General features: G+C 58.9%; 24 protein-coding genes. 10 read left to right on the forward strand and 14 right to left on the reverse strand.

Features of this window, described 5'->3' with window-relative positions:
- Positions 1-235 precede the first annotated feature (235 nt).
- Complete coding sequence (locus V4R08_RS15675) at positions 236-754, forward strand: GNAT family N-acetyltransferase (protein WP_335580337.1); 519 nt, start codon at positions 236-238, stop codon at positions 752-754.
- Between the two features lie 197 nt (positions 755-951).
- Here V4R08_RS15675 and V4R08_RS15680 read toward each other — a convergent pair whose 3' ends face one another.
- From V4R08_RS15680 to V4R08_RS15705, 6 genes are all read right to left on the reverse strand, one after another.
- Positions 952-2,109 (reverse strand): ABC transporter permease, encoded by a 1,158-nt coding sequence (locus V4R08_RS15680; RefSeq protein ID WP_335580338.1) that lies wholly within the window; start codon positions 2,107-2,109, stop codon positions 952-954.
- The gene (locus V4R08_RS15685; protein WP_335580339.1) at positions 2,106-3,050 is read right to left on the reverse strand and encodes an ABC transporter ATP-binding protein; all 945 of its coding nucleotides are present in this window, start codon (positions 3,048-3,050) and stop codon (positions 2,106-2,108) included. Before V4R08_RS15685 ends, V4R08_RS15680 begins: the two co-directional genes overlap by 4 nt.
- A 10-nt stretch (positions 3,051-3,060) precedes the next feature.
- Entirely contained in the window at positions 3,061-3,834 is a 774-nt protein-coding gene (locus V4R08_RS15690) for an HlyD family secretion protein (RefSeq protein WP_335580340.1), read from the reverse strand.
- Complete coding sequence (locus tag V4R08_RS15695) at positions 3,831-4,550, reverse strand: TetR/AcrR family transcriptional regulator (RefSeq protein WP_335580341.1); 720 nt, start codon at positions 4,548-4,550, stop codon at positions 3,831-3,833. Before V4R08_RS15695 ends, V4R08_RS15690 begins: the two co-directional genes overlap by 4 nt.
- Before the next feature lie 312 nt (positions 4,551-4,862).
- The gene (locus V4R08_RS15700; protein ID WP_335580342.1) at positions 4,863-5,273 is read right to left on the reverse strand and encodes a universal stress protein; all 411 of its coding nucleotides are present in this window, start codon (positions 5,271-5,273) and stop codon (positions 4,863-4,865) included.
- Positions 5,248-5,838: a universal stress protein gene (locus tag V4R08_RS15705; RefSeq protein WP_335580343.1), complete on the reverse strand. Its 591-nt coding sequence runs from the start codon at positions 5,836-5,838 to the stop codon at positions 5,248-5,250. Before V4R08_RS15705 ends, V4R08_RS15700 begins: the two co-directional genes overlap by 26 nt.
- Before the next feature lie 332 nt (positions 5,839-6,170).
- Between V4R08_RS15705 and V4R08_RS15710 the strand changes: the two genes are divergently transcribed.
- Positions 6,171-7,388 carry an IS256 family transposase gene (locus tag V4R08_RS15710; RefSeq protein ID WP_335580540.1) on the forward strand — a complete coding sequence of 406 codons (1,218 nt, stop codon included), beginning with the start codon at positions 6,171-6,173 and terminating at the stop codon, positions 7,386-7,388.
- 10 nt (positions 7,389-7,398) lie between these two features.
- On the opposite strand, the gene V4R08_RS15715 is transcribed toward V4R08_RS15710, so the two are convergent.
- Together V4R08_RS15715 and V4R08_RS15720 are read right to left on the reverse strand one after the other, a co-directional pair.
- The gene (locus tag V4R08_RS15715; RefSeq protein ID WP_335580541.1) at positions 7,399-7,848 is read right to left on the reverse strand and encodes a host attachment protein; all 450 of its coding nucleotides are present in this window, start codon (positions 7,846-7,848) and stop codon (positions 7,399-7,401) included.
- Positions 7,849-7,906: 58 nt separating this feature from the next.
- Positions 7,907-9,943, reverse strand: coding sequence for a protein-L-isoaspartate(D-aspartate) O-methyltransferase (locus tag V4R08_RS15720; protein ID WP_335580344.1), 2,037 nt, complete (start codon positions 9,941-9,943; stop codon positions 7,907-7,909).
- 410 nt (positions 9,944-10,353) lie between these two features.
- Between V4R08_RS15720 and V4R08_RS15725 the strand changes: the two genes are divergently transcribed.
- Both V4R08_RS15725 and V4R08_RS15730 read left to right on the forward strand, forming a co-directional pair.
- Positions 10,354-10,575: a ChaB family protein gene (locus V4R08_RS15725; protein ID WP_335580542.1), complete on the forward strand. Its 222-nt coding sequence runs from the start codon at positions 10,354-10,356 to the stop codon at positions 10,573-10,575.
- A 304-nt stretch (positions 10,576-10,879) separates the two neighbouring features.
- Positions 10,880-11,917 carry a zinc-dependent alcohol dehydrogenase family protein gene (locus V4R08_RS15730; RefSeq protein WP_335580543.1) on the forward strand — a complete coding sequence of 346 codons (1,038 nt, stop codon included), beginning with the start codon at positions 10,880-10,882 and terminating at the stop codon, positions 11,915-11,917.
- A gap of 95 nt (positions 11,918-12,012) precedes the next feature.
- Here V4R08_RS15730 and mgtA read toward each other — a convergent pair whose 3' ends face one another.
- Together mgtA and V4R08_RS15740 are read right to left on the reverse strand one after the other, a co-directional pair.
- Positions 12,013-14,607 (reverse strand): magnesium-translocating P-type ATPase, encoded by a 2,595-nt coding sequence (mgtA, locus tag V4R08_RS15735; protein ID WP_335580345.1) that lies wholly within the window; start codon positions 14,605-14,607, stop codon positions 12,013-12,015.
- A 182-nt stretch (positions 14,608-14,789) separates the two neighbouring features.
- Positions 14,790-15,623, reverse strand: a complete 834-nt coding sequence (locus tag V4R08_RS15740; protein ID WP_335580346.1) for a universal stress protein — start codon at positions 15,621-15,623, stop codon at positions 14,790-14,792.
- A gap of 180 nt (positions 15,624-15,803) precedes the next feature.
- Here V4R08_RS15740 and V4R08_RS15745 point away from each other — a divergent pair, with 180 nt between their 5' ends.
- The 4 genes from V4R08_RS15745 (at position 15,804) to V4R08_RS15760 (ending at position 20,146) form a co-directional block, all read left to right on the forward strand.
- Positions 15,804-16,130 carry a c-type cytochrome gene (locus tag V4R08_RS15745; RefSeq protein WP_335580347.1) on the forward strand — a complete coding sequence of 109 codons (327 nt, stop codon included), beginning with the start codon at positions 15,804-15,806 and terminating at the stop codon, positions 16,128-16,130.
- A 32-nt stretch (positions 16,131-16,162) separates the two neighbouring features.
- Positions 16,163-16,393: a CBS domain-containing protein gene (locus tag V4R08_RS15750; RefSeq protein ID WP_335580544.1), complete on the forward strand. Its 231-nt coding sequence runs from the start codon at positions 16,163-16,165 to the stop codon at positions 16,391-16,393.
- A 60-nt stretch (positions 16,394-16,453) separates the two neighbouring features.
- Positions 16,454-18,865: a phosphoketolase family protein gene (locus V4R08_RS15755; RefSeq protein WP_335580348.1), complete on the forward strand. Its 2,412-nt coding sequence runs from the start codon at positions 16,454-16,456 to the stop codon at positions 18,863-18,865.
- 78 nt (positions 18,866-18,943) lie between these two features.
- Complete coding sequence (locus V4R08_RS15760; RefSeq protein WP_335580349.1) at positions 18,944-20,146, forward strand: acetate/propionate family kinase; 1,203 nt, start codon at positions 18,944-18,946, stop codon at positions 20,144-20,146.
- A 167-nt stretch (positions 20,147-20,313) separates the two neighbouring features.
- Here the strand turns inward: V4R08_RS15760 and V4R08_RS15765 are convergent, their stop codons facing one another.
- Positions 20,314-20,664, reverse strand: a complete 351-nt coding sequence (locus V4R08_RS15765; RefSeq protein WP_335580350.1) for a hypothetical protein — start codon at positions 20,662-20,664, stop codon at positions 20,314-20,316.
- A gap of 72 nt (positions 20,665-20,736) precedes the next feature.
- Positions 20,737-21,738, reverse strand: a complete 1,002-nt coding sequence (locus V4R08_RS15770; RefSeq protein ID WP_442935694.1) for an HlyD family secretion protein — start codon at positions 21,736-21,738, stop codon at positions 20,737-20,739.
- Between the two features lie 307 nt (positions 21,739-22,045).
- Here V4R08_RS15770 and V4R08_RS15775 point away from each other — a divergent pair, with 307 nt between their 5' ends.
- Complete coding sequence (locus tag V4R08_RS15775) at positions 22,046-24,190, forward strand: HAD-IC family P-type ATPase (protein ID WP_335580352.1); 2,145 nt, start codon at positions 22,046-22,048, stop codon at positions 24,188-24,190.
- Complete coding sequence (locus tag V4R08_RS15780) at positions 24,187-24,363, forward strand: hypothetical protein (RefSeq protein WP_335580353.1); 177 nt, start codon at positions 24,187-24,189, stop codon at positions 24,361-24,363. The genes V4R08_RS15775 and V4R08_RS15780 overlap by 4 nt, the downstream gene beginning before the upstream one ends.
- A gap of 182 nt (positions 24,364-24,545) precedes the next feature.
- Here the strand turns inward: V4R08_RS15780 and V4R08_RS15785 are convergent, their stop codons facing one another.
- Both V4R08_RS15785 and V4R08_RS15790 read right to left on the reverse strand, forming a co-directional pair.
- The gene (locus V4R08_RS15785) at positions 24,546-24,767 is read right to left on the reverse strand and encodes a hypothetical protein (protein ID WP_335580354.1); all 222 of its coding nucleotides are present in this window, start codon (positions 24,765-24,767) and stop codon (positions 24,546-24,548) included.
- A 164-nt stretch (positions 24,768-24,931) separates the two neighbouring features.
- Positions 24,932-26,041, reverse strand: a complete 1,110-nt coding sequence (locus V4R08_RS15790; protein ID WP_335580355.1) for an ABC-type transport auxiliary lipoprotein family protein — start codon at positions 26,039-26,041, stop codon at positions 24,932-24,934.
- Positions 26,042-26,044 lie beyond the last annotated feature (3 nt).

Here is a 26,044-nt window from a genome sequence, read left to right on the forward strand (position 1 = left end):
ACTGGGGTTTGCGCGATGGCGGCGCTGGACAGGGCCACGGCAAGAAATGCCGCTGTGATCTGCGTCAAGGGCAGCAAACACGCAATCGCTCCTCTGTTCGATCCCAGGACCGATCCCTGCAGAGGCAGGTATCCGACACGAATGTTTGCACCACCTTGCGCCAGCTCAAAGGCTACCGGTTGCACCTCAATTAGCTGGTGAGATCGCCATCCGGCGAATAGGCGGGAGAAAGCAAATGGTCGATCATACTTCGAAACTTGTGACTCGCACGGGCCTCACGATTGTTGTGCAACCAGCGGGCTCGGATGACGATGCAATTCTCAATGAGTTATTCCATCAGGTCCGCCCACAAGATCTACACTTTCGCTTCTTGGGCGGGATGAAGGAAGTTCCGCCGCGGCAGATCCATCAAATGACCCATGTCGATCATCGCACGGCGGAAACTTATATCGCCTTTCTCGAAGACAATCATACCCCGGTTGCCACGGCCATGCTGGCACGCGAGGGCGCGAGTGACCGCGGCGAGGTCGCAATTTCGGTCCGGGCCGATTACAGGGACCACGGAATTGGCTGGGTTATGCTTGCCTTCGTGGTCCGTCAGGCTGAAGCGTGGGGCCTGAACGTGATCGAATCGATCGAGAGCCGAGCCAATCATGACGCCATTGAGCTCGAGAAAAACATGGGATTTTCCGTCAGCCCATATCCGGACGACGCTACGCTTCTGCTCGTTAAGAAAACTCTGAGAACAACCTGACGCGACGCGTATCGAACTACCGCATCCCTCGATGGACTGGAAGCCGTTAAACGTCCTGATCCGTCCAGACGTGAAGCTTTCGGCCCGAAAAGGCCGCAGTGACGCTGTTATGAAGTCAAGGAGCTCGATGCGTCGCCAGCGTTTTGATTGAGCATGATCTTGTCCGAAAACCGGTTTCCACTTTTCGGGATCGTGCTCTAATCCAGCGTGCGGCGGAATCGTGTCACTGCGATCACCATCGCCACCAGCATCAGCGCCAGCAACGCGAGCGCGTCGTACCGCAGATTTTGCAGCGTCGCTCCCTTCAGCATGATGGCGCGAACAATCCGAACGTAGTGCGTCAGTGGCAGGCATTCCCCGACATACTGCGCCCAGACCGGCATGCCGGCGAACGGAAACATGAAACCGGACAGCAGGATGCTTGGCAGGAAGAACATCGTCGACATCTGCATGGCCTGGAGCTGGTTCTGCACGATGGTCGAGAATGTGTATCCGACAGCGAGATTGGTTGTGATGAACAGTGTCGACAGCAACGCCAACAGCGTCAGGCTTCCGTCGATGGGAACGCCGAACAGCAGCGCCCCGATGCCGATGATCAACGCCGCCTGGATAAACCCTACCAGTACATAGGGCAGGATCTTGCCGATCATCACCTCGACCGGCGTGATCGGCATCGACAGCAGGTTTTCCATCGTACCACGCTCGATCTCGCGCGTGACCGACAAGGCCGTGAAGATCAGCATGGTCATGGTGAGAATGGTGCCGACAAGCCCGGGCACGATGTTCAGCCGCGAGGACGCCGCGGGATTGAAACGTGCATGGACCCGGATTTCGAATGGCGGATCGGGCGAGTTGCCAATGAACAGATCGTGCGCGAGCGCGGTCTGCACGATCGGGCCGAGCGCGCTCAACGCGGCGCCGGCGGCGACGGGATCGGTGGCATCGGCGGCAACCAGCAGCGCCGGACGGTCACCACGCCGCACGCCGCGCTCGAAGCCGCGCGGAATCTCGACGCCGAACAGCACCTTGCCGGATTTCAGGAGATTGTCGAAGGTATCGACGTCGTGCACCTGCTGCGTGAAGCGGAAATAGGCCGTATTCTGCAGCGCCTTGAGAATCGAGCGCGCGAGGTCGCTGTCCTCCTGCACCAGAACCGCGGTGGGCAGATGGCGCGGCGTGGTGTTGATGGCATAGCCGAATAGCAGAAGCTGCATCACCGGAATCATCACGATCATCGCGAACGACACCCGGTCGCGCCGGAGCTGGATGAACTCTTTCACCAGCATGGCGTAGCTGCGCCGCCAGAAGCCGAACGGCATCTCCCTTTCGGCGGCATGGTCGTCCGCGGCGCTCATTGGAAATTGTCCTTCGCACGGCTCATCAGTTCGATGAATACGTCTTCCAGCGACGGCTCGGCCTGCTGCCAATGCAGATCGCCACGAACGCGGTACGGCGCGATCGTCGCTTCGAGCGCGGCCTTGTCGCGGCCGGAGACATGCAGGCTGGTACCGAACGGCGCGGCCATGTCGATGCCCGGCTTGCCTGCGAGCTCGGCCGACAGCTCGTTGATATCGCCGCCCGCGACCGTGTAGGTGGTCAGCGCCGACTTTGCGATGACGTCATCCACGGTTCCATGCACCAGCAGATGACCGTAGGCGATGTAGGCGATCTCGTGACAGCGTTCGGCCTCGTCCATGTAGTGCGTCGAGACCAGCACCGTCAGGCCGTCTGCTGCCAGCGCATGAATCTCGTTCCAGAATTCGCGCCGCGCCTTGGGATCGACGCCGGCGGTGGGCTCGTCGAGCAGCAGGAGTTGCGGGTTCGGCAGCGTGCAGGCGCCGAGCGCAAGGCGCTGCTTCCAGCCGCCGGACAATTCGCCCGCAAGCTGCTCCTCGCGACCGGTAAGACCGAGCCGCTTGATCATGGCCAGCGCCGCGCCAAGCGCATCGCGCATGCCATAGAGCCGTGCGACGAACTCCAGGTTCTCGCGCACCGACAGGTCCTGATACAGGCTGAAACGCTGGGTCATGTAGCCGACCCTGCGCTTGATCTTGTCGGCGTCACGGCGGATGTCATAGCCGAGGCAGGTGCCCTCACCGCTGTCCGGCGTCAGCAGTCCACAAAGCATACGGATGGTGGTGGTCTTGCCCGAGCCGTTGGGACCGAGGAAGCCGTAGATCATTCCGCGCTTCACCTGCATGGACAGATCGTGCACGACCTCGCGACCCTTGAACGACTTCGACAGGCCGGAAACGTCGATCGCGATGTCGGATGCTTTCATGGCTGCCTGGCTCATGGCGCGGCCCTCAGTGTGTCGCGGCGTCGAGCTGAACGGTGACCGGCTGTCCGACGCGGAGACTGTCCGGCCGGTTGGGCCGCGCCTGAATCAGGAACACCAGCTTATTGCGTTCCTCGAGGCTGTAGATCACCGGGGGTGTGTATTCGGCCTGGGTGGCGATGAAATAGATCTTTGCCGCCAGATCGGGCGCACAGTTGTCACAGGTGACGCGGACGTCTTGCCCGATGCTGATTTTCGGCAAATCCGGCTCCGGCACGAAAAAACGGATCTTCATGTTGCCCGGCGGCATGATCGATAGCACCGGCCGTTCCGCCGGCACCATCTCGCCTTCGCGAAAATAGATTCTCTGAATGGTCCCTGCGACCGGCGCAAAACCCTTGCGCCGCGACAGCCGCGTCTGCGAGGTGTTGACCCGCGCCTCGGCGACACGCAGCGCCGAGATGGCGGCATCCAGGGTCGCCTGCGTGCCGGCCCCGGTTCTCCTCAGCGATGCCGCGCGGTCGTAAGTCTGCTGCGCATTCGCCAGCGTCGCCTTGTTCTGATTGAGATCGGCCTGCTGCAGGTCATCGTCGACTGAATAGAGCTGCGCGCCGACCTCGACAGCGTCGCCCTCGCGCACCGTCAATTTGGTGACGCGGCCACTCTCGTCGGGACTGACAAAAATCATGTCGGCCTCGACCCAACCCTGATAGCCCGGCGGCGACTTCGGGCCGCAACCGGCAACGAGAACCGTCAGCACCAACGCGGCGCTGGCACGCACGATAACGCGCCGCGGGGTCATAAAACTCTCCGTTCGCCAAAGATCAGATCGAGATGGACCTTCAGCATCGCCACGGCATCGAGCGGCGCCTGCCGACCGAACAGGCCCTGCCACATCACGGCAACCACGGCGGGCGCAACGACGATCTGGGGGAAGTCGACAAGGCGCGCATTGCGGATTTCTCCGCGCGCGATACCGTACTCGATCAGCTTGCGCATGCTCGCGAGGCCGCGCGAAATGACTTCACGAAAGTAGAAATCGGCGAGCGACGGAAAGCGCGCGCCTTCCGCCATGATCAAGCGAACGATATCGCCGCGCTTGGTTTCGGCAACCTCTCGCACAAAAGTCTCGGCGAAGCGTTCGAGGATATCGCGCACCGATCCACCAGCAGCAGGCAACGCCGTCAGATTTGCGATCAGCGGCACGAGCGCCGTTCTCACCAGCTCCTGGAACAGCGCCTCCTTGTCCTTGAAGTGCAGATAGATCGTGCCCTTGGCGACACCTGCCCGCTTCGCCACGTCGTCCAAACGGGTGGCGGCAAAACCACGCGCGGTGAATTCATCGAGGCCCGCCGCAATGATCGCGGCGCGCCGCTGCGCCGCGCGTGCTGCGCGGTTCGGAGGCTTGGCCGTCCTGCCGGTCGGTGTGGACGTCGCACCGGCTTTGCCTGCGGCAGATCGGCCATTGGCGGAGTTCGCAGTAGCGGTCTTTCGTCGTTTGGATTTCGCAGCTTTCATGATATGAATATGACTGACTAGTCAGTCATATTCAAGATGAAACTTCACACGAGCGGTTCTAGTACGGTGGTGGAAAGTCCTTGCAAATTCGCGGCGGATGACAACATGGACAGCCGATCGAGCCAACTCCACCTACCGCTCCATTGAGCCGTCCCCAGCCGGCGGACGTTCACGGCGCTGATCCTATCGCCGACCTTGCGGGATTCGCGTTTTGCAGTTGTGGACGATGGTCGAACCGGACGCTTCAATCTTCGAACAGTGGCGGGTCCAGCCGATCGCGAGGCTCGCCGCGCTCGACTGACTCATTGTCCTCTATCGGAATCTCGCGTTCGACGTCGACCTGCTCCTTTTCGACCAGACCCGGAGCTTCGTCTGTTTGTTCTCGCGGCTGAGGGCGCCTCCTCCGTGGAGGCGATGCCGATTCAGAGAGTTTCTGTCGAAACGAATTATACGCGCGCAACTCGTCACCTCAATGAGACAGCAGATCGGACTCGTCGTGAGCAGATCGCGAGTCATCCCGCCGAATATCCATTCGTTGAGTCGACTATGGCCGTAAGCTCCGGTTACCAGGAGATCAGCGTCTTCGTCATCCGCCCATCCGATGATCTGATCCGCACGAGAGCCACTAGAAGCCTGTATTATTTCGACCCGCCGTTCTGCCTTTATCCTGTGCTGCGCGAGATAGCGAACGACATCATCAACATGATCGCGCGCCGTCTCCATCTGTTCCTTCTCGCATATCTCCAGCAGTTACGCGTTTGGCCTCGTGAAGGAACGGTAACGCATCCTGAACCGCTCGCCGCGCCTCCCGCGTATCTTTCCATCCAATCATGACATGGTCGGCGGTAAGGGATTTCACTGCCGCAGGCACCACCAGGAAGGGACGGCCGGCTCCCAGAATTGCCGCTCCGACAGCGGCGCTTCGATACATATCGCCCGCGGATCTTCCACTTTCGATCACGATCAAGTCGGCACAGCGCGCCTCACTGATCAACGTCTCCGTGGGGTACTCGATGACGGACCGCCATTCGATCTGGCGACCGCTTCCCACAGCGGCCTGAACCTTGTTTCCAACCGTCGCAAGGCTGGCTTTCACCTTTCCTATGTCGAATTCGGTCGCATTATCGACGATTACAACACCCTCGGCGACAAGGGGCGGAACAATCGCAACAGCCGACAATCCAATTAAATTGGTCGCGAATTTGTTCGCCACACCTGTCGCGACGCCAACGAACTGCTTCGAGACGTGGTCGACATTGACCCAGGCCATCAGCGTTGCATAGGACATAACAAGCCTCCACTTCGGCGATCATCTATCGCGTCCACGTCCTGACGCAGGCTGCTTGATCCAAATTAAATTCTCGCGGTGAGAATTCCGCAGCTTGAAGAGACACGCCATATAATCAGGTTGAACCATCACTTATAAGATGCTTTTCAATCTCTCTGACCGAATGCTTGGTCAGATCCTTGTTGGCGCCGTCGCGGAGTTGGTAGGAATTGAGGATGGCGTAGTCTCCGGGGTGATCAACCTCGAATCATCCGGCGTTGAAGCGTCGGACTGGAGACCACGCCATGACGAATGTTACCACGAAGCCTGATTCTTTGCAGCCTGCAGCCGATATGGCTGTTGATCTTTTCGACAATTGGTTCGACCCGATCGAGACCGAGGTGCGGGCTCGATCGCGTCAATTTATTGAAGATCTGCTTCGCGGCGAGCTCGACGCTGCGCTGGCACGGCCGCGTTACGAACGAAGCCAGATGACCGGCAATGAAGCAAGAGCCGGCGTTGCGGGCCACCGCCACGGCAGCCGTACGCGGTCGCTGACAGGCACGTTCGGGCCGATCGAGATCGCGGTGCCGCGAGCCCGGCTGACCACTGCGGAAGGCAAGACGACGGAATGGAAGAGCCAGGCGCTGCGGGCCTATCAGCGGCGCACGCTTGCCGCCGACGCGCTGATCGCGAGCACCTATCTCGCCGGCACCAACACCCGGCGGGTGCGCCGCGCGCTGGCGGCGTTGTTCGGCGGCACCGTCGGCAAGGACACGGTGAGCCGGACCTGGCGCAAGGTGAAGAGCGATTGGGATGCCCGGAACACCCGCGCGCTGGATGGAGAGCCGATCGTGCGCCTGATCCTCGACGGCACCGTCGTTCGCGTGCGGCTCGACCGCAAGGCGACCTCGATCTCGCTCCTCGTTGTCCTCGGCGTGCGCGCGGACGGCCAAAAGGTGCTGCTCGCGATCAAGAGCATGGGCGGGGAGAGCGCCGAGGCATGGCGCACTGTCCTCGACGATCTCATCAAGCGCGGGCTGCGGCGGCCCGAGTTCCTCATTGTCGACGGCGCGCCGGGGCTCGACAAGGCCATTGCCTGCGTCTGGGACGGCGTGCCGGTGCAACGCTGCACGGTTCACAAGCACAGAAACCTGTTCGCCCATGCCCCCGAGCGGCTGCATGACGAGATCACCGCGGATTACAACGACATGATCTACGCGACGACGCCTGAGGAGATCGAAACGCGCCGCAAGGCCTTCGTCCGCAAATGGCGGCTCAAGCATCGCGCCGTTGCCGATAGCCTCGAGGAGGCGGGAGAACGCTTGTTCACCTTCACGCGCCTGCCGCCGAGCCAATGGCGCAGTGTACGCACCACAAATGCAATCGAGCGTTTGCACGAAGAATTTAAGCGACGGATCAAGACGCAAACTGTTCTGCCATCCGCCGACACCGCCGCGATGTTGTTCTGGGCGCTGCTCGCTTCAGGACAGATCAACATGCGAAAGGTGGATGGCTGGCAGACGCTCGCCACAAAGCCTATTGAAAAGCCGATTGACCTTGCAGCCTGAAATGATACCTTCATGCTTCCGGAGAATGCGCCACACCGAATTCCAACCGCATTCCGGACGGCACCTCCTTGTTTATCTCGGCGACAATGCAAGCCTTCACCTCAGGATGGAATGCGGTCCGCAAGTCGGCTAATGTTTTTGGCGGCGCGACCACGATGAGAGTCTTTGCCTTACTCGTTCGGACCATCTGCTCCATAGCCGCCGCGACTGTCCGCGCGAACCGGTGCTCCTCGATATCATGCCAATCAGTCTGCTCGACAGCGCTTTTGCGGCCGGGCAGTGCTGCCTCGCTTACCCGCCCCGGCCGATCGCTCCCTTGCTCGTGAGTCATCGGATTTGTGTCTTCAAAGACTTTCTCTGTCTTGAGATTGAGCGATAAAGCATCGCCGGCGTTTCGCAGAAACAACGCCTTTCGGCCGTCGCCGACAAATATCAACGCATCACGTGGAATCCTAAACATGCTCATCTGCTCCTCGGGACAGTTTGGTTCTCTCCAACATGCTCGCATACACCCGGCGTCACACGCCAAACGGATATGTATCCGGAAGGCCCTTGATCATCGCCGTCTCCAGGGGAGTCACCGCGCGAGTATTGTCGAACCAGATATACTCATCGAACTGTCGCGGCAGACTGGCTTGAAAGTAGTGGCTCGCACGTTCGGTTTCCGGCCGGTAGATGACGCCAATCGCGCGCTCAAGGCGCTCCTTGCCAAGGCCGGTTGGCCCGCACAGACCGTTGCGACCAAGCAGACCCAGCATAAAACGCGCCAGCCCGGTCGCGTGACACACCTGTTCGTAACTCTTGGGAAGCGCCGGCCGCACGGTTTTGATCTCCATCGACCCATCCCATTTCGATGCCGCAGCAACCGTCCCGCTATGAGTTCCGAATCCGATCAGATAAGCCTGCGCGCCAAATGCTTTGCGGCAGAGTTGACCCAGATTGTGCTCGCCACGCGCGGCCATTTCAGTCGCTTCGGCGTTACCAACGTGGGAGTTATGCGCCCAAATGATGGCCTTGCTGTCCGGACCGTGAAACGCGAGCAGATTTTTCAGCGTTGCGAACATGTGGCTATCGCGCAGATTCCAGGATGCCCGCGAGCCGTAATACATGATGCGATAGTAGCGCTCCGCGCTGGCGACGAGACGCGCGTTCTGTTCCGCGTCGAGAAACCGTTCGCCGTCATGCTCGGCGTAAGCCTGACGTTTTGCGAGGAGGTCGGTCAGCGCACGCACCACGTGCGGCTCGCACGCCGGATAGAAGCCCGTCAACGCCGCATGGCCGTACGTCGCCGGATCGCGCTGCCATGGCGTCAGGCAACCATAGCGTTCGCGAGCGACCCGCGCAGACTCCGGATCAACCTCATCGAGATAGTTCAAGACCGATCGGATCGAATCATAGAGGCTGTAGAGATCGAGGCCATGAAACGCGACACGCTCGTTGCGCTCGATCGTGCCGTTATGCTTGCGTAGCCAGCTTACGAAGTCGTGCACCTCCGTATTTCGCCACATCCACGTCGGAAACCGGGCAAACGCAGTCCATTCTGACGGTGGATATTGAAAGTGCCGCACGTAGTGATCGACACGCGCGGCATCCGGCCAATCGGCCTCGATGGCAACAAAGCGAAAGCCCTTCTTGATGATGAGGTCACGCGTGATGCGCTCGCGCATCCGATAGAATTCGGAGGTGCCGTGGGTTGCTTCGCCCAACAGGACAATGCGCGCCGAACCGATCCGGTCCATTAGCGGGTTGAGATCGGCAGCCTTGATCGATGAAAACGATTCTGCAGCATCCGCAAGATCACGAACCAGGATGTCCTCGTCCGAATAGATCGGATGCAGTTTGCCGCGCGCTTTCCTGCCTTCTCTAGCGGTTGCCCATCCCTCTTCTCCGATCAGTGGAACGAAGCGCACATCGGCAATGTCTTCACTACGGTACTCGTCCGCCGAAATTCGGGTCACTCGTACCAATTCCTGACTGCGGAAGTCCGCGCCAACCGGGATTACCAGCCGACCACCGATCTTCAACTGCTGCCTGAGGGCTTCCGGAACCTGCGGCCCGCCAGCAGCCACGACGATCGCATCATAAGGAGCGTGCTCAGGCCATCCTTTTGTGCCGTCGCCATGCAGGACGCGAACGTTGTCATAGCCGAGTTCGGCCAGTAGAGCCGCCGCCTTCTCGGCAAGCGGGCCGAGCCGCTCCACGGTGTAGACATCGGCCGCGATTTCCGACAGTACCGCAGCGGCGTAGCCGGACCCGGCGCCGATTTCGAGAACCTTCTCGTTACCCTTCAGTAGCAGGGCTTCAACCATGAAGGCCACGATGTAGGGTTGAGAAATCGTTTGCTCTCCGGCAATGGGAAGCGGCGCATCCTCGTAGGCGAATTCACGAAGCCTCTCCGGCACAAACGATTCACGCGGTACCTTGCGCATGGCGTCGAGCACCAGCTCGTCACACACACCTCGCGCGGCGATATGATGCTCAACCATCTGCTTGCGAAGAGTCAGGAACGAAATCCCTTCATTGGAAGAAACTCCTTTGGAGGCTGGATTTCCCATGACAACGGCTCCTCCTATTCGCGCAACTACAAGACAACGACGCCGGCGGGCCGGTGTTACATCCCTCAAGGACACTCTGACGCAGCGGAAGCGCCGGAACAGCACCGCCAACGTGACCAAGGCGAACCGGCTTCGATTTAATATTCGATCATGAAATTTGCCCGAGCAGTTTGATCGGTATCAAGGGCCTGGCCACCATTAGCCAGCAGGCTGCCCGCGAATTTACACCGGAATACGTCGAAGTAGCCGCATTGCGAGGGCTAGCAGCCGCAGCGATCCAGGCTCCGAGCGCCGTCAATCAACAGCCTTGGCGTTTACGATCGGCTCGAGTCTCAGAATCAAACCGGTTTGCTCTGGATCAATCCTATTTTGTCGGCCCAGCTCCATGCTTGAGCAACGAGGAATTGCACTTGCCATATGCATCGGTCGACGACCTACCTTCATCCGTTCGGGCGCATTTACTGCTGCACGCGCAGGAGGTATATCTCGCTGCCTTCAATAACGCCTGGACTGAATATCAAGATCGTGGCGCCGAACAGCGCGAGCGGACAGCTCACCGCGTCGCCTGGGCAGCAGTGAAACAAAAATATCTAAAATCCGGCACCTATTGGATTCCACGTCAGCCCGAGTGACATGGTGACTCCCTGCTTGGCAATTGACGATGGCCCGCGGTCCGACTGATTCCGGTCAACACCAGCATCGCGAAACGATGCCACCAAAGGCTGCAGTTCACCCTTAAACGGACGGATGATTCTTCATCAAAGGTCCGGGAGACGCTTGTGCCATCTCAACACGAGATCGGCTTATACTCCATTAGCGGAGCGGCCAACCGACGACTCTTGTCAAGCCGAAAGGTCGGCCTTGATCGAAATCAACGTGCGGCGCGGCGGACCAGTTTTTATTTACACCAAGCAACCCATTGGATCGGAATATTCCATGAAAGCGCTTGTCTACCATGGACCCGGGCACAAAACGCTCGAAGACCGCCCCAAGCCGGAAATACGGTCCGCAGGAGACGCTATCGTTAAGATGGTGAAAACGACCATCTGCGGCACGGACCTGCATATTCTCAAAGGTGACGTGCCGACTTGTACACCCGGCCGCATTCTCGGGCACGAGGGTGTCGGCATCATCGATTCAGTTGGCGCCGGTGTCACAACTTTCAAACCAGGCGACCATGTCCTCATTTCCTGCATTTCCTCTTGCGGTAAATGCGAATACTGCCGTCGGGGTCTCTATTCCCACTGCACGACCGGCGGCTGGATCCTTGGCAACGAGATCGATGGGACACAAGCCGAATATGTCCGGACCCCACATGCAGATACTAGCCTTTACCGCATTCCAGCTGACGCCGACAAAGAGGCGCTCGTCATGTTGAGCGATATTTTGCCGACCGGTTTCGAATGCGGCGTTCTGAACGGCAAGGTGGCGCCGGGGTCAACCGTCGCAATCGTCGGCTCGGGGCCAATCGGTCTTGCCGCATTGCTCACAGCGCAATTTTACTCCCCCGCCGAACTGATCATGATCGATCTCGATGACAAACGTCTCAAGATCGCCAAGTTATTCGGCGCTACACATACGATCAATAGCGCGGGCGGGAAGGCTGCTGACAAAGTGAAAGCATTGACCGGTGGCAAAGGTGTCGATACGGCGATCGAGGCAGTCGGCGTTCCCGCAACCTTTGTGCTTTGCCAGGATATAGTCGCTCCCGGCGGCATCATCGCCAACATCGGCGTGCACGGCAGTAAGGTCGATCTGCACCTGGAGAGATTATGGTCGCACAATATCTCCATTACGACTCGGCTGGTCGACACGGTCACGACGCCCATGCTTCTCAAGACGGTGCAATCAAATAAGATCAACCCTGCCCAATTGATTACGCATCGATTCCCCCTCGACCAAATCATTAGGGCGTATGATACATTCAGCCGCGCAGCCGATACGGGCGCACTGAAAGTAATCATTACGGCCTGAGGCCAGAGGACCCGTCCCGTTTTCAATCAATCTTTGATGGACGCAAATAGATATTTTTCCTGCTCAGGACAGGATCGCTTCAGGCTGGCCGCTGCTTAAGAAACAGGCATTTTGTGGAATGAAACGTCTCGATACGGCGGCATGACGACACGCTTCAGAATCTCTGCCGTCACGAGATAAACCCCGCTCACGCCAGCGAGCGCAGCCAACAGGACCGGTGGCAGTGCTACAAACCCGACAAAGCCACCAAGCGGCGTTAGCGCCAGAATGAGCGCTCCTCCGAGTGCCCCAAGCGACGTCGCCACGAGCGCAGGATGGGGGCGACTTTCCCATAAAGGCCGAGCGGTCCGAATCACAAAAATGACGAGAATCTGAGTCGCGATGGATTCGACGAACCAGGCGGTCCGAAACACAGCCTCATCCGCGCCAAAGCCAAGACGCAGCAGCGAAAATGTCGCCGCGTCGAATAGCGAAGACAACGGGCCCATGACCAAGGTAAAGCGCAATACGGATTTCATGTCCCAGGCCTGCGGCCTGACAAGCTCGTTTTCATCGGCCGTATCGAATGGAATTCCGATCTCGGAAATATCGTAGATGAGGTTGTTGAGAAGAATTTGCAGGGACGTCAGAGGCAAGAACGGCAGCACCAGCGAGGCCAGCGCCATCGACAGCATGTTGCCGAAATTCGAACTGGTGCCCATTCGCACATACTTCATAATGTTGGCATAGGTCCGCCGGCCTTCCGCAACACCGGCGGCCAGCACGCCGAGATCCGGAGCAAGAAGAATAATGTCGGCTGCCGCACGCGCCACGTCCGTGCCACCATCAACGGAGACGCCGACATCGGCGACATGGATAGCTGGCGCATCATTGATTCCGTCGCCCAAAAAGCCGACGGTATACCCGTTCCGGCGCAACGCACGTACGATCCTCATCTTTTGGTCCGGTGAAATGCGAACGAAGATATCCGTTTCAGCCACGCGCGCAGTAAGCGCCGCATCGGTCATCAAGGGCATCTCGTCCCCTGAGAGTAATCCGCGTGCTGGAAGTGCAAGCGTGTTGACGAGATGCAAAACGACAGGCGCCGCATCTCCGGAAACAATTTTTACACAAACCCCGGCTTGAATCAGATCGTCGACAGCTTTGGTCGCCGACGCCTTTGGTGGGTCGAGAAAAGCTGCATACCCGGCAAAAACGAGGTCTCTTTCGTCGCCGATACCGATCCGGTCGCCGTCGGTTCCAATCTCCCGCCAGGCGACGCCCAGCAGACGAAACCCTTCCCGGCCTTTCTCCTCAAAGAGCTCACCTATTTTTAATCTCGTTGCGTCGTCAAGCGGCACTACTGAACCATCTGTCGTTTCTACTTGTGTGCAGAAGGGCAGCAGTCCCTCCGGCGCTCCTTTCGTAATCATCGTGCGCACATTGGCGCGCAACACAAGAACCGACGATCGCCGCCGCTCAAAATCGAACGGCAGGTCGTCGAGACAGATCACCCCGTCGGCAAGCGGCGGAATTTCAAACAAGATTGCATCGTCGAGACTACTACGCACGCCGCTCGCGAAACGGCTGTTCAGGCGAGCGAGATCTGTGACACGGGCGCTCTTCGCTCCGTCGGGACCGAAACTGCCAACATGAATGATCTTGGCCTCGGTCAGCGTACCCGTCTTGTCCGTGCACAAAACGTCCATGGCACCAAGGTCATGAATAGCCGAGAGTCGCTTGACAACGACCTTGCTTTCAGCCATTCGCACGGCTCCACGCGATAATGTAACCGTCATGACCATCGGCAGAAGTTCGGGAGTGAGGCCCACAGCCAGCGCCACCGCGAACAAAAAACTCTCTAGCGAAAGTGCGTGTTTAATCAGCTGAGTCAGTAATACGAACAGCACTAGAAAGCCGGTCAAGCGCAGAATAAGCATCCCGAGTGCGTGCACTCCGCGTTCGAAGGCTGTCGGCGCGACCTTGTCCTGAAGCGAAGCTGCGATGGCGCCGAAGCGTGTCGCACCGCCCGTAGCGACGACAAGCATTACGGCTGCTCCGCCAACAAGACTCGTTCCGCTGAACAGCGCGTTGAAGGCGTCCGCCGGCGACTTGGCATCGCACGGACCGCACCGCTTCTCCGTCGGGTAAGCCTCGCCAGTCAGGATCGCTTCATTGGCCAGCGCTCCCCGGCTCCGAAGCACGATACCGTCAGCCGGCACCAGATCACCCGCGCGAAGCTCGACCACGTCTCCGGGGACGATATCCGGTACCGCAAGCTCAACAGGCCGCCCGTCGCGCAAGACCGACGCCGTAACAGCAACGGAACGTTTCAGCGCCTCAACAGTGTTCTCCGCCTTTTGCTCCTGAAACACATCGAGTGCGATGGAGAACAGGACAATCAAGACAATAACGATAAGGCTCCGCCAATCGCCCACCGCGCCGGATATCAATGCGGCGATAAGAAGAATGGCAATCAGCGGCTCCGCGATTCGCCTGACGAACTTGATGATGAGACTTCGCCGGATGTTCAGCACGGAGAGATTTGGACCATAGCGAGACAGTCGCCGTTTTGCTTCCGCGCCGGTCATTCCTTCCTTTTGGGTCGCAAGATCACGCAGAAGGGCTTCGTTGCTTTCGCTCCAAAACTCCTCGTTGGGTCTGGGAGGCCTGATGTAACGATCGCGAGATCCGTCGGAATACCGTCCCATGCGCAATCCCCATCTTGCTGTCTCCACGGACCCGATCGGATCAGAGAATCCGGAACGTGGTTCGAGCCTGTTCCGTAGGCTCTCGCACAGACGGTCCGGACATCACCGCCAACCGCATCATTTCCCGCGCGACACGGGATATGAAATTGAACCGCGGTCGCCCTAACCTCACCGCCACCCGCCTAGTGTGACATGAAAACAGGGACCGTCATCGCCGACAGTATTCCAAGCGTTGCTCCGCCAAGTACGAATTCGCGCAGACGAGAATGCCCGTAGCCGCCCATCACAAGCAAGTTCGCCGAGCAGTCAGCAACATGCGATAGAATAGTATTCGGTACATCGATATCAGCGGCAGGCGACCTTATCACTTCGATCTTGATATCGTGGCGGGCGAGATGTCTGCCGATTTCAATACCGCCAATGACGCTCTCATTAGCGGTCTTCTTATTCTCGACGATAAACAATTCGACGGCTTTGGCTTTCCTCAACAACGGTAGCGCATCATTGATGGCACGCACTGCGGCGCGACTTCCATCCCAACAGCACACGACCCGATCGAGCATCAACCCGGCCTGCTGAATGTAAGGAACGACTATGAGCGGCCGACCAGACTCAAACAACGTCGCTTCGATCAGAACGCTGTTATTGATGCCATTATCATGGTCCGATTGCATAATGATGCTTAGATCGAAACACCGCGCCATCTCCGAAAACGTCCTAGGCGGTCCGAATTCGGTCCGCAAGACCAACCGCGGTTCGACCGAAAGACCGCCGCGCTTCATGGCCGCCTCAAAGCGGTCAATTGCACCGCGTGCCGCTGTTTCACTTTCGGAAAGCAGGTCGGCAAGAACACCTGCAGGGAAATTCGGAACAATATAGTTGGGAATGCTCGCCGCAAAGGCAAACGAGACCCCAGTCAGATGGGCGGCGAACATCTCGGCTGTCGAAGCAGCAAAATCGCGAACGATGTCCCGGGATGGATCGCGTTCCAGGTGGAGAATGATATCTTTGATCATATAACTTTCTCCCAATCGGGGTGTGTATGAAAATGATAGGATACGGATATGAGGTCGAATTGACGTACCTCAAAGCAAAACCGCAGATTTCAGGCGTCGACGCCTTGACCTAAGTCAACAAGACTGGGCCGCGTTCTATTAGGGTGACTGCCAGATTCAATTTTTGCTTCAGGAAAAACAATGCGCGCTGCTAACTCATCGTCGCTTTTCGCCTTGGCCCTGATCGTCACCCTAGGGCTGTCGCAACGCGTGGAAGCCGCCAGTGTCGAGCAAGGTCGACGCCTGGCGCTGCTTTATTGCGCGGGATGTCACGCAATCGACAAGGTGAGTCCCAGCCCGCTTCGGATTGCGCCACCATTTCGTAACTTGCACAAGCGCTATCCTGTCGAGACGCTTGAGGAAGCCCTCGCTGAAGGGATCATGACTGGACATCCCAGCATGCCGCAATTCCAATTCGAACCTGACCAGATCAACGATTTTATCATGTTTCTGAAATCCCTGGAGTGATCCGCGCTGCCGAATGCGAGGAAGCATGACGCATATTCACCTGTCGAGAAGTCACATCCGACACTTCCGTGGTCGACGCCGCCAGCACAATGTTGCAGCAACACATCAGTGGGCTTCCGGTTGTGAATGAAGCCGGCACACCAAGCAGGTCGGAAGGGGCGCCGGCCCTTCCGCCAGGTTCAAGCCGCCCCTCATCGGCGCACTTTCCGCGATGTTGGCTGACGCTATCTCAGCACAATCGATGTGTATCTTTCCATAATTAGAAATAGCGGCTGGACAAGCGCTCGCCTCTGTTACCTCATGTTTGTCCGGGAGACGTTATCATGCGAACCGACAATGCACACGATGCCGATCCGATGGCCCACGATCTGGAATTGCTCGATCGGTACTGGCGCGCCGCCAATTATTTGTCGGTAGGTCAGATATACCTGCTCGACAACGCCCTTCTGCGCGAGCCACTGCGGCCTGAGCACATCAAGCCTCGGCTGCTCGGACACTGGGGCACTACGCCGGGACTTAACTTCATCTACGCCCATCTCAATCGCGTTATCCGTGCGCGCGACCTCGACATCATCTACGTCTGCGGCCCCGGCCATGGCGGTCCAGGCATGGTCGCGAACACCTATCTCGAGGGCAGCTACAGCGACATCTATCCCGATATCGGCCGCGACGCAGATGGCCTGCGTAAACTGTTTCGCCAGTTCTCGTTTCCCGGCGGGATTCCGAGCCATGCCGCGCCGGAAACGCCGGGCTCCATCAACGAGGGCGGCGAACTCGGTTACGCGCTGGTCCATGCCTATGGCGCCGCATTCGACAATCCCGATCTGATCTGCGCCTGCGTGGTCGGCGACGGCGAAGCCGAAACCGGCCCCCTCGCCGCTTCCTGGCATTCCAACAAATTCCTCAATCCGGCGCATGACGGCGCGGTGCTGCCGATCCTGCACCTCAATGGCTACAAGATCGCCAATCCGACGGTGGTCGGCCGGATGAATGATGACGAGGTCAGAAGTCTTTTCCTCGGCTATGGCCATGAGCCGCTGTTCGTCGAAGGTGATGATCCCGCCACGATGCACCGCCTGATGGCGGCGACTCTCGACACTGCATTCGACAAAATCCATGCCATCCAGAAAGCCGCGCGGGACGAGCGCGCCACGGTCGCGCGCCCACAATGGCCGATGATCGTGCTGCGAAGTCCCAAAGGCTGGACCGGACCAAAGCAAGTCGACGGCTTGAAGGTCGAGGGTTTCTGGCGTGCCCATCAGGTACCGATCGCCAACCCTCGCGGCAATCCGGACCATCTGCAACTGCTTGAGCAGTGGATGCGGAGCTATCAACCGGAAACGCTATTCGATGAGAACGGCCGGTTGAGCGACGAACTGCAGGCGCTCGCTCCGTCCGGCAACCGTCGGATGGGCGCCAATCCGCACGCCAATGGCGGCTTGCTGAAACGCGAGCTCAAGTTGCCCGACTTCCACGCCTATGCGATGAAAGTGCCGAGCCCCGGCGGCGTCGAAGCCGAAGCAACGCGTGTCATGGGACAATTCCTCCGCGAGGTCGTATCGCTGAACGCCGAACCGCGAAATTTCCGGATGATGGGACCGGACGAAACCGCATCGAATCGTCTCGATGCGGTGTTCGATGTCACCGAGCGGGTGTGGATGGAGCGGATCGAACCCTACGATGTTCATTTAGCCCAGGATGGCCGGGTGATGGAGGTACTGAGCGAACATCTTTGCCAGGGTTGGCTCGAGGGGTATCTACTGACCGGACGACATGGCTTGTTCTCCTGTTACGAGGCCTTCATTCACATCGTGGATTCGATGTTCAACCAGCACGCCAAGTGGCTGAAGGTCTCGCGCAGCCTGCCTTGGCGGCGCCCGATCGCCTCCCTCAACTATCTCCTGACATCGCACGTCTGGCGGCAGGACCATAACGGCTTCAGCCATCAGGATCCGGGTTTCGTCGATCTCGTCGTCAACAAAAAGGCCGATATCGTCCGCGTCTATTTTCCACCGGACGCCAATACGCTGCTTTGGATCACCGACCATTGCCTGCGCACCTATGATCGCATCAACGTGATCGTCGCCGGGAAACAGCCGTCACCGCAGTGGCTCACCATGCAGCAGGCCGCGACGCATTGCGACGCCGGGATCGGTATCTGGACATGGGCAGGCACCGAGCGCGAGGACTTAGAACCCGACGTGGTCATGGCCTGCGCAGGCGATGTGCCCACGCTTGAAACGCTGGCCGCCGTGGATCTGCTGCGAAAAGCATTTCCCACGCTGAAGATTCGCGTCGTCAACGTCGTCGACCTCATGACGTTGCAGCCGAAAGACCAGCATCCACACGGCCTCAGCGACCGCGATTTCGACGGCATGTTCACGCGCGACAAGCCCGTGATCTTCGCCTATCACGGCTATCCCAACCTGATCCATCGACTGACCTATAATCGCGCGAACCACTCCGGAATGCATGTTCGCGGCTTCGAGGAAGAGGGTACGACGACCACGCCGTTCGACATGGTGGTTCTGAACGAACTCGACCGTTTTCATCTGGCGATTGAAGTCATCGAGAGGGTGCCCGCGCTTGGCATCGCCGCCGCGCCCGTCAAGCAGCAGTTCCGTGACGCATTGCTCGAGCATACACGCTACGTCCGCCAGCACGGCGAGGACATGCCACAAATCCGGGACTGGAAATGGCCATATGGTGATATCGCGCCGCGCGCTCACGCGTAAGGAAACGGCAATCTGGCAGCGTTTTCCGGTCACCGCATAACACCAATTGCTTGCCCACTTCAGGTCAGGGTCAAGGTTATGAGCGATGCCATTCTGATCCTGAACGCTGGTTCGTCCAGCATTAAATTCTCGCTCTTCGGAGGGCATAAACGACCGGACCCCAAGGGTCTGATCTGCGACGGCGAATTCGAAGACATCGGACATCGTGCGCATTTCGTTGCAAAGGACCGTTCAGGAACGTCTCTGGTCGACCAGTACTTGACAGAAGCGACCAGCCACAAGAAGGCGCTCGCCACGCTCCTTGGTTGGGTGGAGCGCCAGTTTCCGATCAACCGTCTGGTCGCTGCCGGACATCGCGTGGTGCATGGTGGATCGCTCTATAGCGCCCCCCTCCGCATCAGTTCGCCGGTGCTCGACGAACTCCGCCGCCTCGTTCCGTTGGCGCCGCTCCACCAGCCCCATAATCTTGCGGCGATCGTTGCGATCTCGAAGCTTCACCCGGATTTGCCGCAGGTCGCGTGTTTCGATACCGCCTTTCACCTTACCCAGCCGGAGATAGCCGCGGCTTACGCGTTGCCGCGCGCGATCACGTCCCAGGGCGTCCGGCGATACGGATTTCATGGTCTGTCCTATGACTATATTGCTGGTGTGCTTCCTGACGTGCTCGGCCCGATCATTGCCGAAGGCCGTGTCGTTGTTGCGCATCTTGGCAGTGGAGCCAGCATGTGCGCGATGCGTCGGCGCCGAAGCATCGCAACGACCATGGGTTTCTCCACGCTCGATGGCCTTCCCATGAGCAGCCGATGCGGCAATCTCGACCCGGGTGTCGTTCTTTACCTGATGCAGGAGAAAGGCATGACACGACAGGCCGTAAGTGACCTGCTCTATCATTCGTCGGGCTTGCTGGGCGTATCCGGCATCAGCGACGACATGCGAACCCTGCTGGCCAGCAACGATCCCCTCGCCGCCAATGCCGTTGACCTATTCGTGTATCGAACCAGTCGAGAGTTGGGGTCGCTTGCCGCCGCCCTTGGCGGGCTGGACGCGCTGGTTTTCACCGCTGGCATCGGCGAACACGCTCCCGAAATTCGTCGTCGTGTGTGCGAACAAGCCGGCTGGCTCGGCGTCGAATTGGACGATGCAGCGAACGTCGCAGGCGCTGCCATGATCACGACGTCCGGAAGCAAAACCCACGCCTGGGTCATTCCTACGAACGAAGATTTGATGATCGCTCGTCATACGTGGCATCTGATCGAAGGCCACAAGACAGAAGAACACTAACAATAGCTGGCGGCCATATCAGGCTTACCGCTCGTTCAATGGATCCCAACCGATCAGCGATGCGCGCCGACTCCGCGAGCCCGGGATTATGACGTGTCCAGCCGCTATCTCGCCGCCTTCAACGTCTTGACGTAGGCGGCGATCTCACCGATCTGATAGTCCACCACCTATCTACGCTTGTCTTGAGGCGAGAATACCTGATCGCTGAACGGTGACGCAGTCGGCACCCTCATGACAATATAGCCATGTCCCATCGACTGATGGCAGGTATTGCAGCCGGCTGTCAGTGAACCGAATGTGTTTTTGAACGCGCGATTGTCTTTTGCCTTAATGGCATCGGCGACGGCCTGAATGGGTATTGCCATCGTTGTAACATTCGTCACCGGAATGTCCGGATACAGCACAGCTGCTTCGATCAGGCTCGCCCTGAACTGCCGAAGTTCGTAAGCGGCGAGTTCCCAATTCGAAGACTCGCCAGCAAACCAGAGTTTGATATGTCGCAACTGCGCGGCACTCATGATATCGGCCAGCCGTGGGACATGTCGCCCGTTCGCACTTGTCGAGGACAACAACCGGTCGGCTCCGCTCGTTCATGGCGAGCCTTGCAGGTTTCTGGGCCAGGCAACGTCCGGATTAGCACGGACATAGGCCACCCCCGGCAGTCCACTGCGCACCGACTGCGCATGATCACGCGAACGGTCGGGGTCGATCCGCACACGAACGCGAAACATGAGTTTGTCGCGCTCGCTTTGGGTCTCTACCGTTTTCGGCGTGAACTGCGCATGGCTCGCGAGAAACGAGACCTTCGCCGGAATCGGCGCGGTCGGGTAGGCGTCGAGCAGGATCCGAGCATCCGTGCCGACCTTGACCTTTCCTGCTTCCGGTGCGGGCAGATAGATGTCCATGTAGACATAGGAGATGTCCAGCATCGTAAACACCTTGCCGCCCGCTGGAAGCACCTCGCCGATATTCGCGATTCGATATTGAATCCGGCCGTCGCGCGGGGCCGCCAGATCATTGTCGTTGATGTTGACCGTGTAGAGCCCCACGTCATGTTCGGAGGCTTCGAGCGCGCGCTCGGTTTGGGCGACGCGCTCCGTTGCGGCTCTCAAGGCTGCATTGGCAGCATCGAGGGCCTGCTTCCGCTGATCGAACAGTTCTTTTGTCGCCCAGCCGTTTTTAAGCAAGGCCTGTGTCCGGTCCAATTCCTGCGCAGCCAGCGTTTGCTGCGTACGCTGCTGCTCCAGATTGGCGTTGGCTTCCTCGATCGCGCGCTGCGCCTGATTGACCTGCGCCTGGGACTTCTTGAGCGATTCCTGAAGATCCCTCGTATCCATGCGGGCGACAACCTGTCCCGCGGTGACCATGTCGCCGATGTCGACACGCAGTTCCGCGATCCTGCCCGGAAATTTGGTGTCGATATCGATCTCGTCGGCTTCCAGCCGGCCGTTGCCCCAGCTGATGCCGGCCGGCAGTTGCGACTGGACATGCTTCCACCAATAGAAGCCACCTCCGCCAGCAGCTAAAAGACCGACAAGGAGCGCGATTGAGAATCGCAGCCGCCGGACGTTCCAAGTGCGCACAAAAGGCACGGTCGCCGGTAAATTTCTTGTACCGACGACCGGACGAGGACTTTCATTTTGAGCGCAACATCATCTGGGGCCTGTACGGTCGCAGGCAATTTCTCGTCCACATTTTCAGTTAGGCGCTGCAAAGTCTTCTCCGCCAACCGGTGCCGCTTCTTTTGAAATGTTTGGCACTGCGCGAGCGGAGGGTATTGAGCAATATCAAACGCAATAAACAACCGCAGAGCTTAAATGATAGCAACTCGGGCCAAGAGTTGGCCCCCGGGTTCTGTTACTGGAACCGGTAAGAACTCCCGCGACGGCCCGCAAAGCCATGGAACGATCGGCAGAGGGACTTTCCACCGCTGAGGCCGGCCGTATTCGCGCCCAGCTTGGCCCGAATGCGACCCCCGATGTCGCCGTTCATCCGCTGCGGCTGGTCCTTGGCAAATTCCTGGCGCCAGTCTCTGTCCTGCTTGAGATCGCCATCGTCCCGCAACTGGCGCTCGGTGAATATGTCGAAGGTTCGATTATCGCGGCACTTCTCGTATTCAATACCGCCATCGGATTCTTTCACGAGAGCCGGGCTCAGTCGACGATTGCGGCGCTAAAGTCACGGCTTGCGCTGAACGCGTCGGTTCTGCGTGACGGCGCCTGGATAACTATATCGGCCGCCGAATTGGTCCCGAAAGATATCGTCAAGCTCTCCCTGGGTACCGTGGTCGCTGCTGACGTCCAGATACACAACGGTTTCATCCTGCTCGATCAATCCATGCTCACCGGCGAGTCCCTGCCGGTCGAGGCGGGATCAGGCACCAATACCTATGCGGGCGCCCTGGTCCGGCGCGGCGAAGCCGTGGCCGAGGTGGTGGCCACCGGGGTGCACACCAAATTCGGGCGTACCGCGGAACTCGTTCGCACCGCCTACGTCGTCAGCACGCAGCAGAAGGCGGTGTTTCGGGTTGTGCGCAATCTTGCAGGCTTTAATGGTGCCGTCACCGTGCTGCTGATGATCTACGCCTACGAAATCGGCATGCCGCTGTCCGAAGCCATTCCCTTGGTACTGATATCCGTTCTCGCCTCGGTGCCTGTGGCGCTGCCCGCAACATTTACACTCGCAACAGCGATCGGAGCGCAGGCCCTTACCCGGGCGGGTGTACTTCCGACCCGACTCTCCGCGGTCGATGAAGCCGCGAGCCTCGATGTCCTGTGCATCGACAAGACCGGTACGTTGACGCGCAACGAGCTCGCCGTGGCCGCCATCCATCCAATGCCTGGTTTCGATGAAACCCGCATCCTGGCCCTGGCTGCCCTTGCCAGTGCCGAGGGCGGGCAGGATCCCGTCGATGCCGCGGTTCGAGCCGCCGCAAACCTGCAGCAGACAGACGCCACGTTTCTGAAGGTCATCAAACTCGTGCCGTTCGATCCAGGGACAAAAATGTCGGAAGCGCGCGCTGTCGATCATGACGGCAAGGCGCTTCGCATCGTCAAAGGCGCCTTTGCGGTGGTTCACGGGCTGTCACAACCCTCGCCAGAAGCGGAGCTGGCAGCCAACGAACTGGAAAGGCGCGGCCACCGGGTTCTCGGGGTCGCGATCGGAACCGACGGCGCCATGCGTGTCGTCGGAATCGTCGCACTGAGCGATCCCCCGCGTAGGGATTCGAAGCCGATGATCGATCACTTGCGGACGCTCGGGGTCCACACTGTCATGGTGACGGGGGATGCGGCCACGACCGCCGCCTTCGTCGCCGACGCGGTCGGCCTTACCGGCGCGGTTAGCCTCCCCGGCGAGATTCCCGAGTCCGTTGGGCCGGACGATTTTTCCGTTTTCGCCGGTGTACTTCCCGAAGACAAGTTTCGCCTAGTCAAGGCGTTCCAGAATGCCGGCCATACCGTTGGCATGTGCGGGGATGGCGCGAATGACGCGCCGGCACTGCGTCAGGCCCAAATCGGCATCGCCGTTTCCACCGCCACCGATGTCGCCAAGTCGGCCACGGGCATCGTTCTGACCGAGCCGGGACTGACGGGGATAGTCGCATCCGTTCGGGAAGGCAGGATCACATTCCAGCGCATCCTGACCTACGCACTGCGATCGATTGTTAACAAGTCTCGGCAGGTGTTGTTTCTCGGATTCGGCCTGATACTGACCAAGCACGCGATCTTGACGCCGACGCTCATGGTCATTTCGATGATGACCGGCGATTTTCTGGCGATGTCGTCGACCACCGATAACGTCCGTCCCTCGCCGAGGCCAAACGCCTGGCGGATCGATACGCTGACGATTGTCGGCATTGTCCTGGGGCTGTTCGATCTCGCCTTCTGCGTCGCTCTCCTGAGCTTCGGTTCGCTGGTCCTGCACCTCGACATTGATACGCTGCGAACGATGACACTGGTCATTCTCGCATTAAACGGGCAAGCCGTCTTTTATGTCGTCCGCGAGCGCAAACGGCTGTGGTCTTCGCGGCGAGTGTGCTGGTGATCGCGTCAAGCATCGCGGATGTAATGATCATCGGTACATTGGCACTTGGAGGAATATTAATGACACCGCTTGCACCAGAAATCGCCGCAGGCATTTTTTTGGCGGCGATTGTCCTCGCTTTCGTTATGGATCAGGTAAAAATCTGGCTCTTTGCTCACTTCAAAATGGCATAGGGATGCAATCCACCGTCCCTCACTTCACCAGGGCATAGTGTGGAGCAGCAATCACTCCCTCCCATGGCATCACGCTTACGTCCAGTCAGTCACCAGGTTTCGTATTTTTTGTATCATCATTGAAGCAGGTGAGTACGATGAGTTCATTGACTCGCCAATGTTGGTTGACTTTGCTCGACCGTCTATTCGACCACAAGACTCGTAAAAAACGGTTCGATGATCTCCGCATTGGTTGCGCTCTCCTCGTCAGAGGCGTCCAGAGTGATGAACTCTTTCCTGCATTCAAGGCATTTCCAAAGATGTTGAACCTCGCGCGGATTCAGACGCTCCTCCCACTCAAGATGGATCAAGCGTGAGCCACATCGCGTGCAAGTCTCGTTATGGTCTTTTGTGGTCGATGCCATCATTGCGCTCCCTCATTTCCAAACCACCCTTTCAGATTACGCAGGTTACGGAGCTGGTTCGCCACGATGCTGATCTAGGTCAAAGAAAGTGCGGCGCCGACCCTGAGCGCTCGTCAAACCCTGCAATCGCACGCCGCCGCGAATCCCGGCCGTGAACGTGCGCTCTACAATGCCTTAACGGTCCACGCGATCATATCCTTGGCGATCCGCCCAAATGCATCGTTGAACGCTGCGCTGGCCGCCGCGGGCTCGATTGTGTCAAGCTTCTGCGTGTCCTGGAATAATCGCGCCGCCACGACCTTGCCGTCCTTGTTCAGGATTCGCGCCGACAATCCGATATCAGCGACCGGTTCGGGATCGGTCGCGATCTGGAAGCGCCGGATGTCGATCAGGAGTTGATAATCCGCCTGCACTCCATCCATTGAGCGCAGTGGCGCATGGGCGATGTCGTAATTTTCGAAGCTCTCAAGCAGTTTCGCCTGTAGCAGCTTTGGAATGCTGTCAGCCCACATCGCCTCGGCGAAACCCGGATAATCCTTGGCCGGAGAGAATAGGAATCGCTGTGTGTCCAGCATGATCACCGCCGTCGGTTCCGGAATAACCACTTCCCCCTTGAGAGTCTTGCGGGGTATGCCGGGAAACGTCTGGGCGGCACGAAGGTCATAAGTGACCTTCCGCCCTGGGGTGGCGCCACCGCCCGTCATCCGCTCAAGGCCAGCCACGATGCCATCAAGCTTACCGGTATTGCGGGCCAGGCCTTCGGAAAACACCTGTAGGTTGGCGATCGTGGTTTTCAACGGCTCCGAATTTTCCGCCAGCACCGCATCAACCCGACGCAATGCATCGCGCGCAGCCTGAGTCATGCTCTGTCCCGCCCCGGCGTCCGCGATCAAGGTCGGGACTGGGCCGGGACCGCCGAGCTTCTCACCACCTTCCAACGCAACAACCGGTACGCCAGTCAGGCCCTGAAATTCGAGACCAACTTTTGTGTCGGGTCGCACTGGCGTCGTCGATGTCACGGCGATCGCCGCATTGACGCGCCGCGGATTATCCGGCGCCAGGCTGAGATCGGTCACCTCGCCAACACGAATGCCGTTGAAAAGCACCGCCGCACCAACAAGAAGGCCGGGAACCGAGCCCTCGAATTGCACGTGAAAGGTCGTTCGCGGGCCGAGACCGCCAGTGTTGTGCAGCCAGTAAACAAAGCCGAACACCGCGGCGATGGCAGCCAGCACGAAAGCACCGACGATGACAAAGGGAGCACGGGTTTCCATCGC

The organism is Nitrobacter sp. NHB1, assembly GCF_036964665.1.
Lineage (GTDB): Bacteria > Pseudomonadota > Alphaproteobacteria > Rhizobiales > Xanthobacteraceae > Nitrobacter.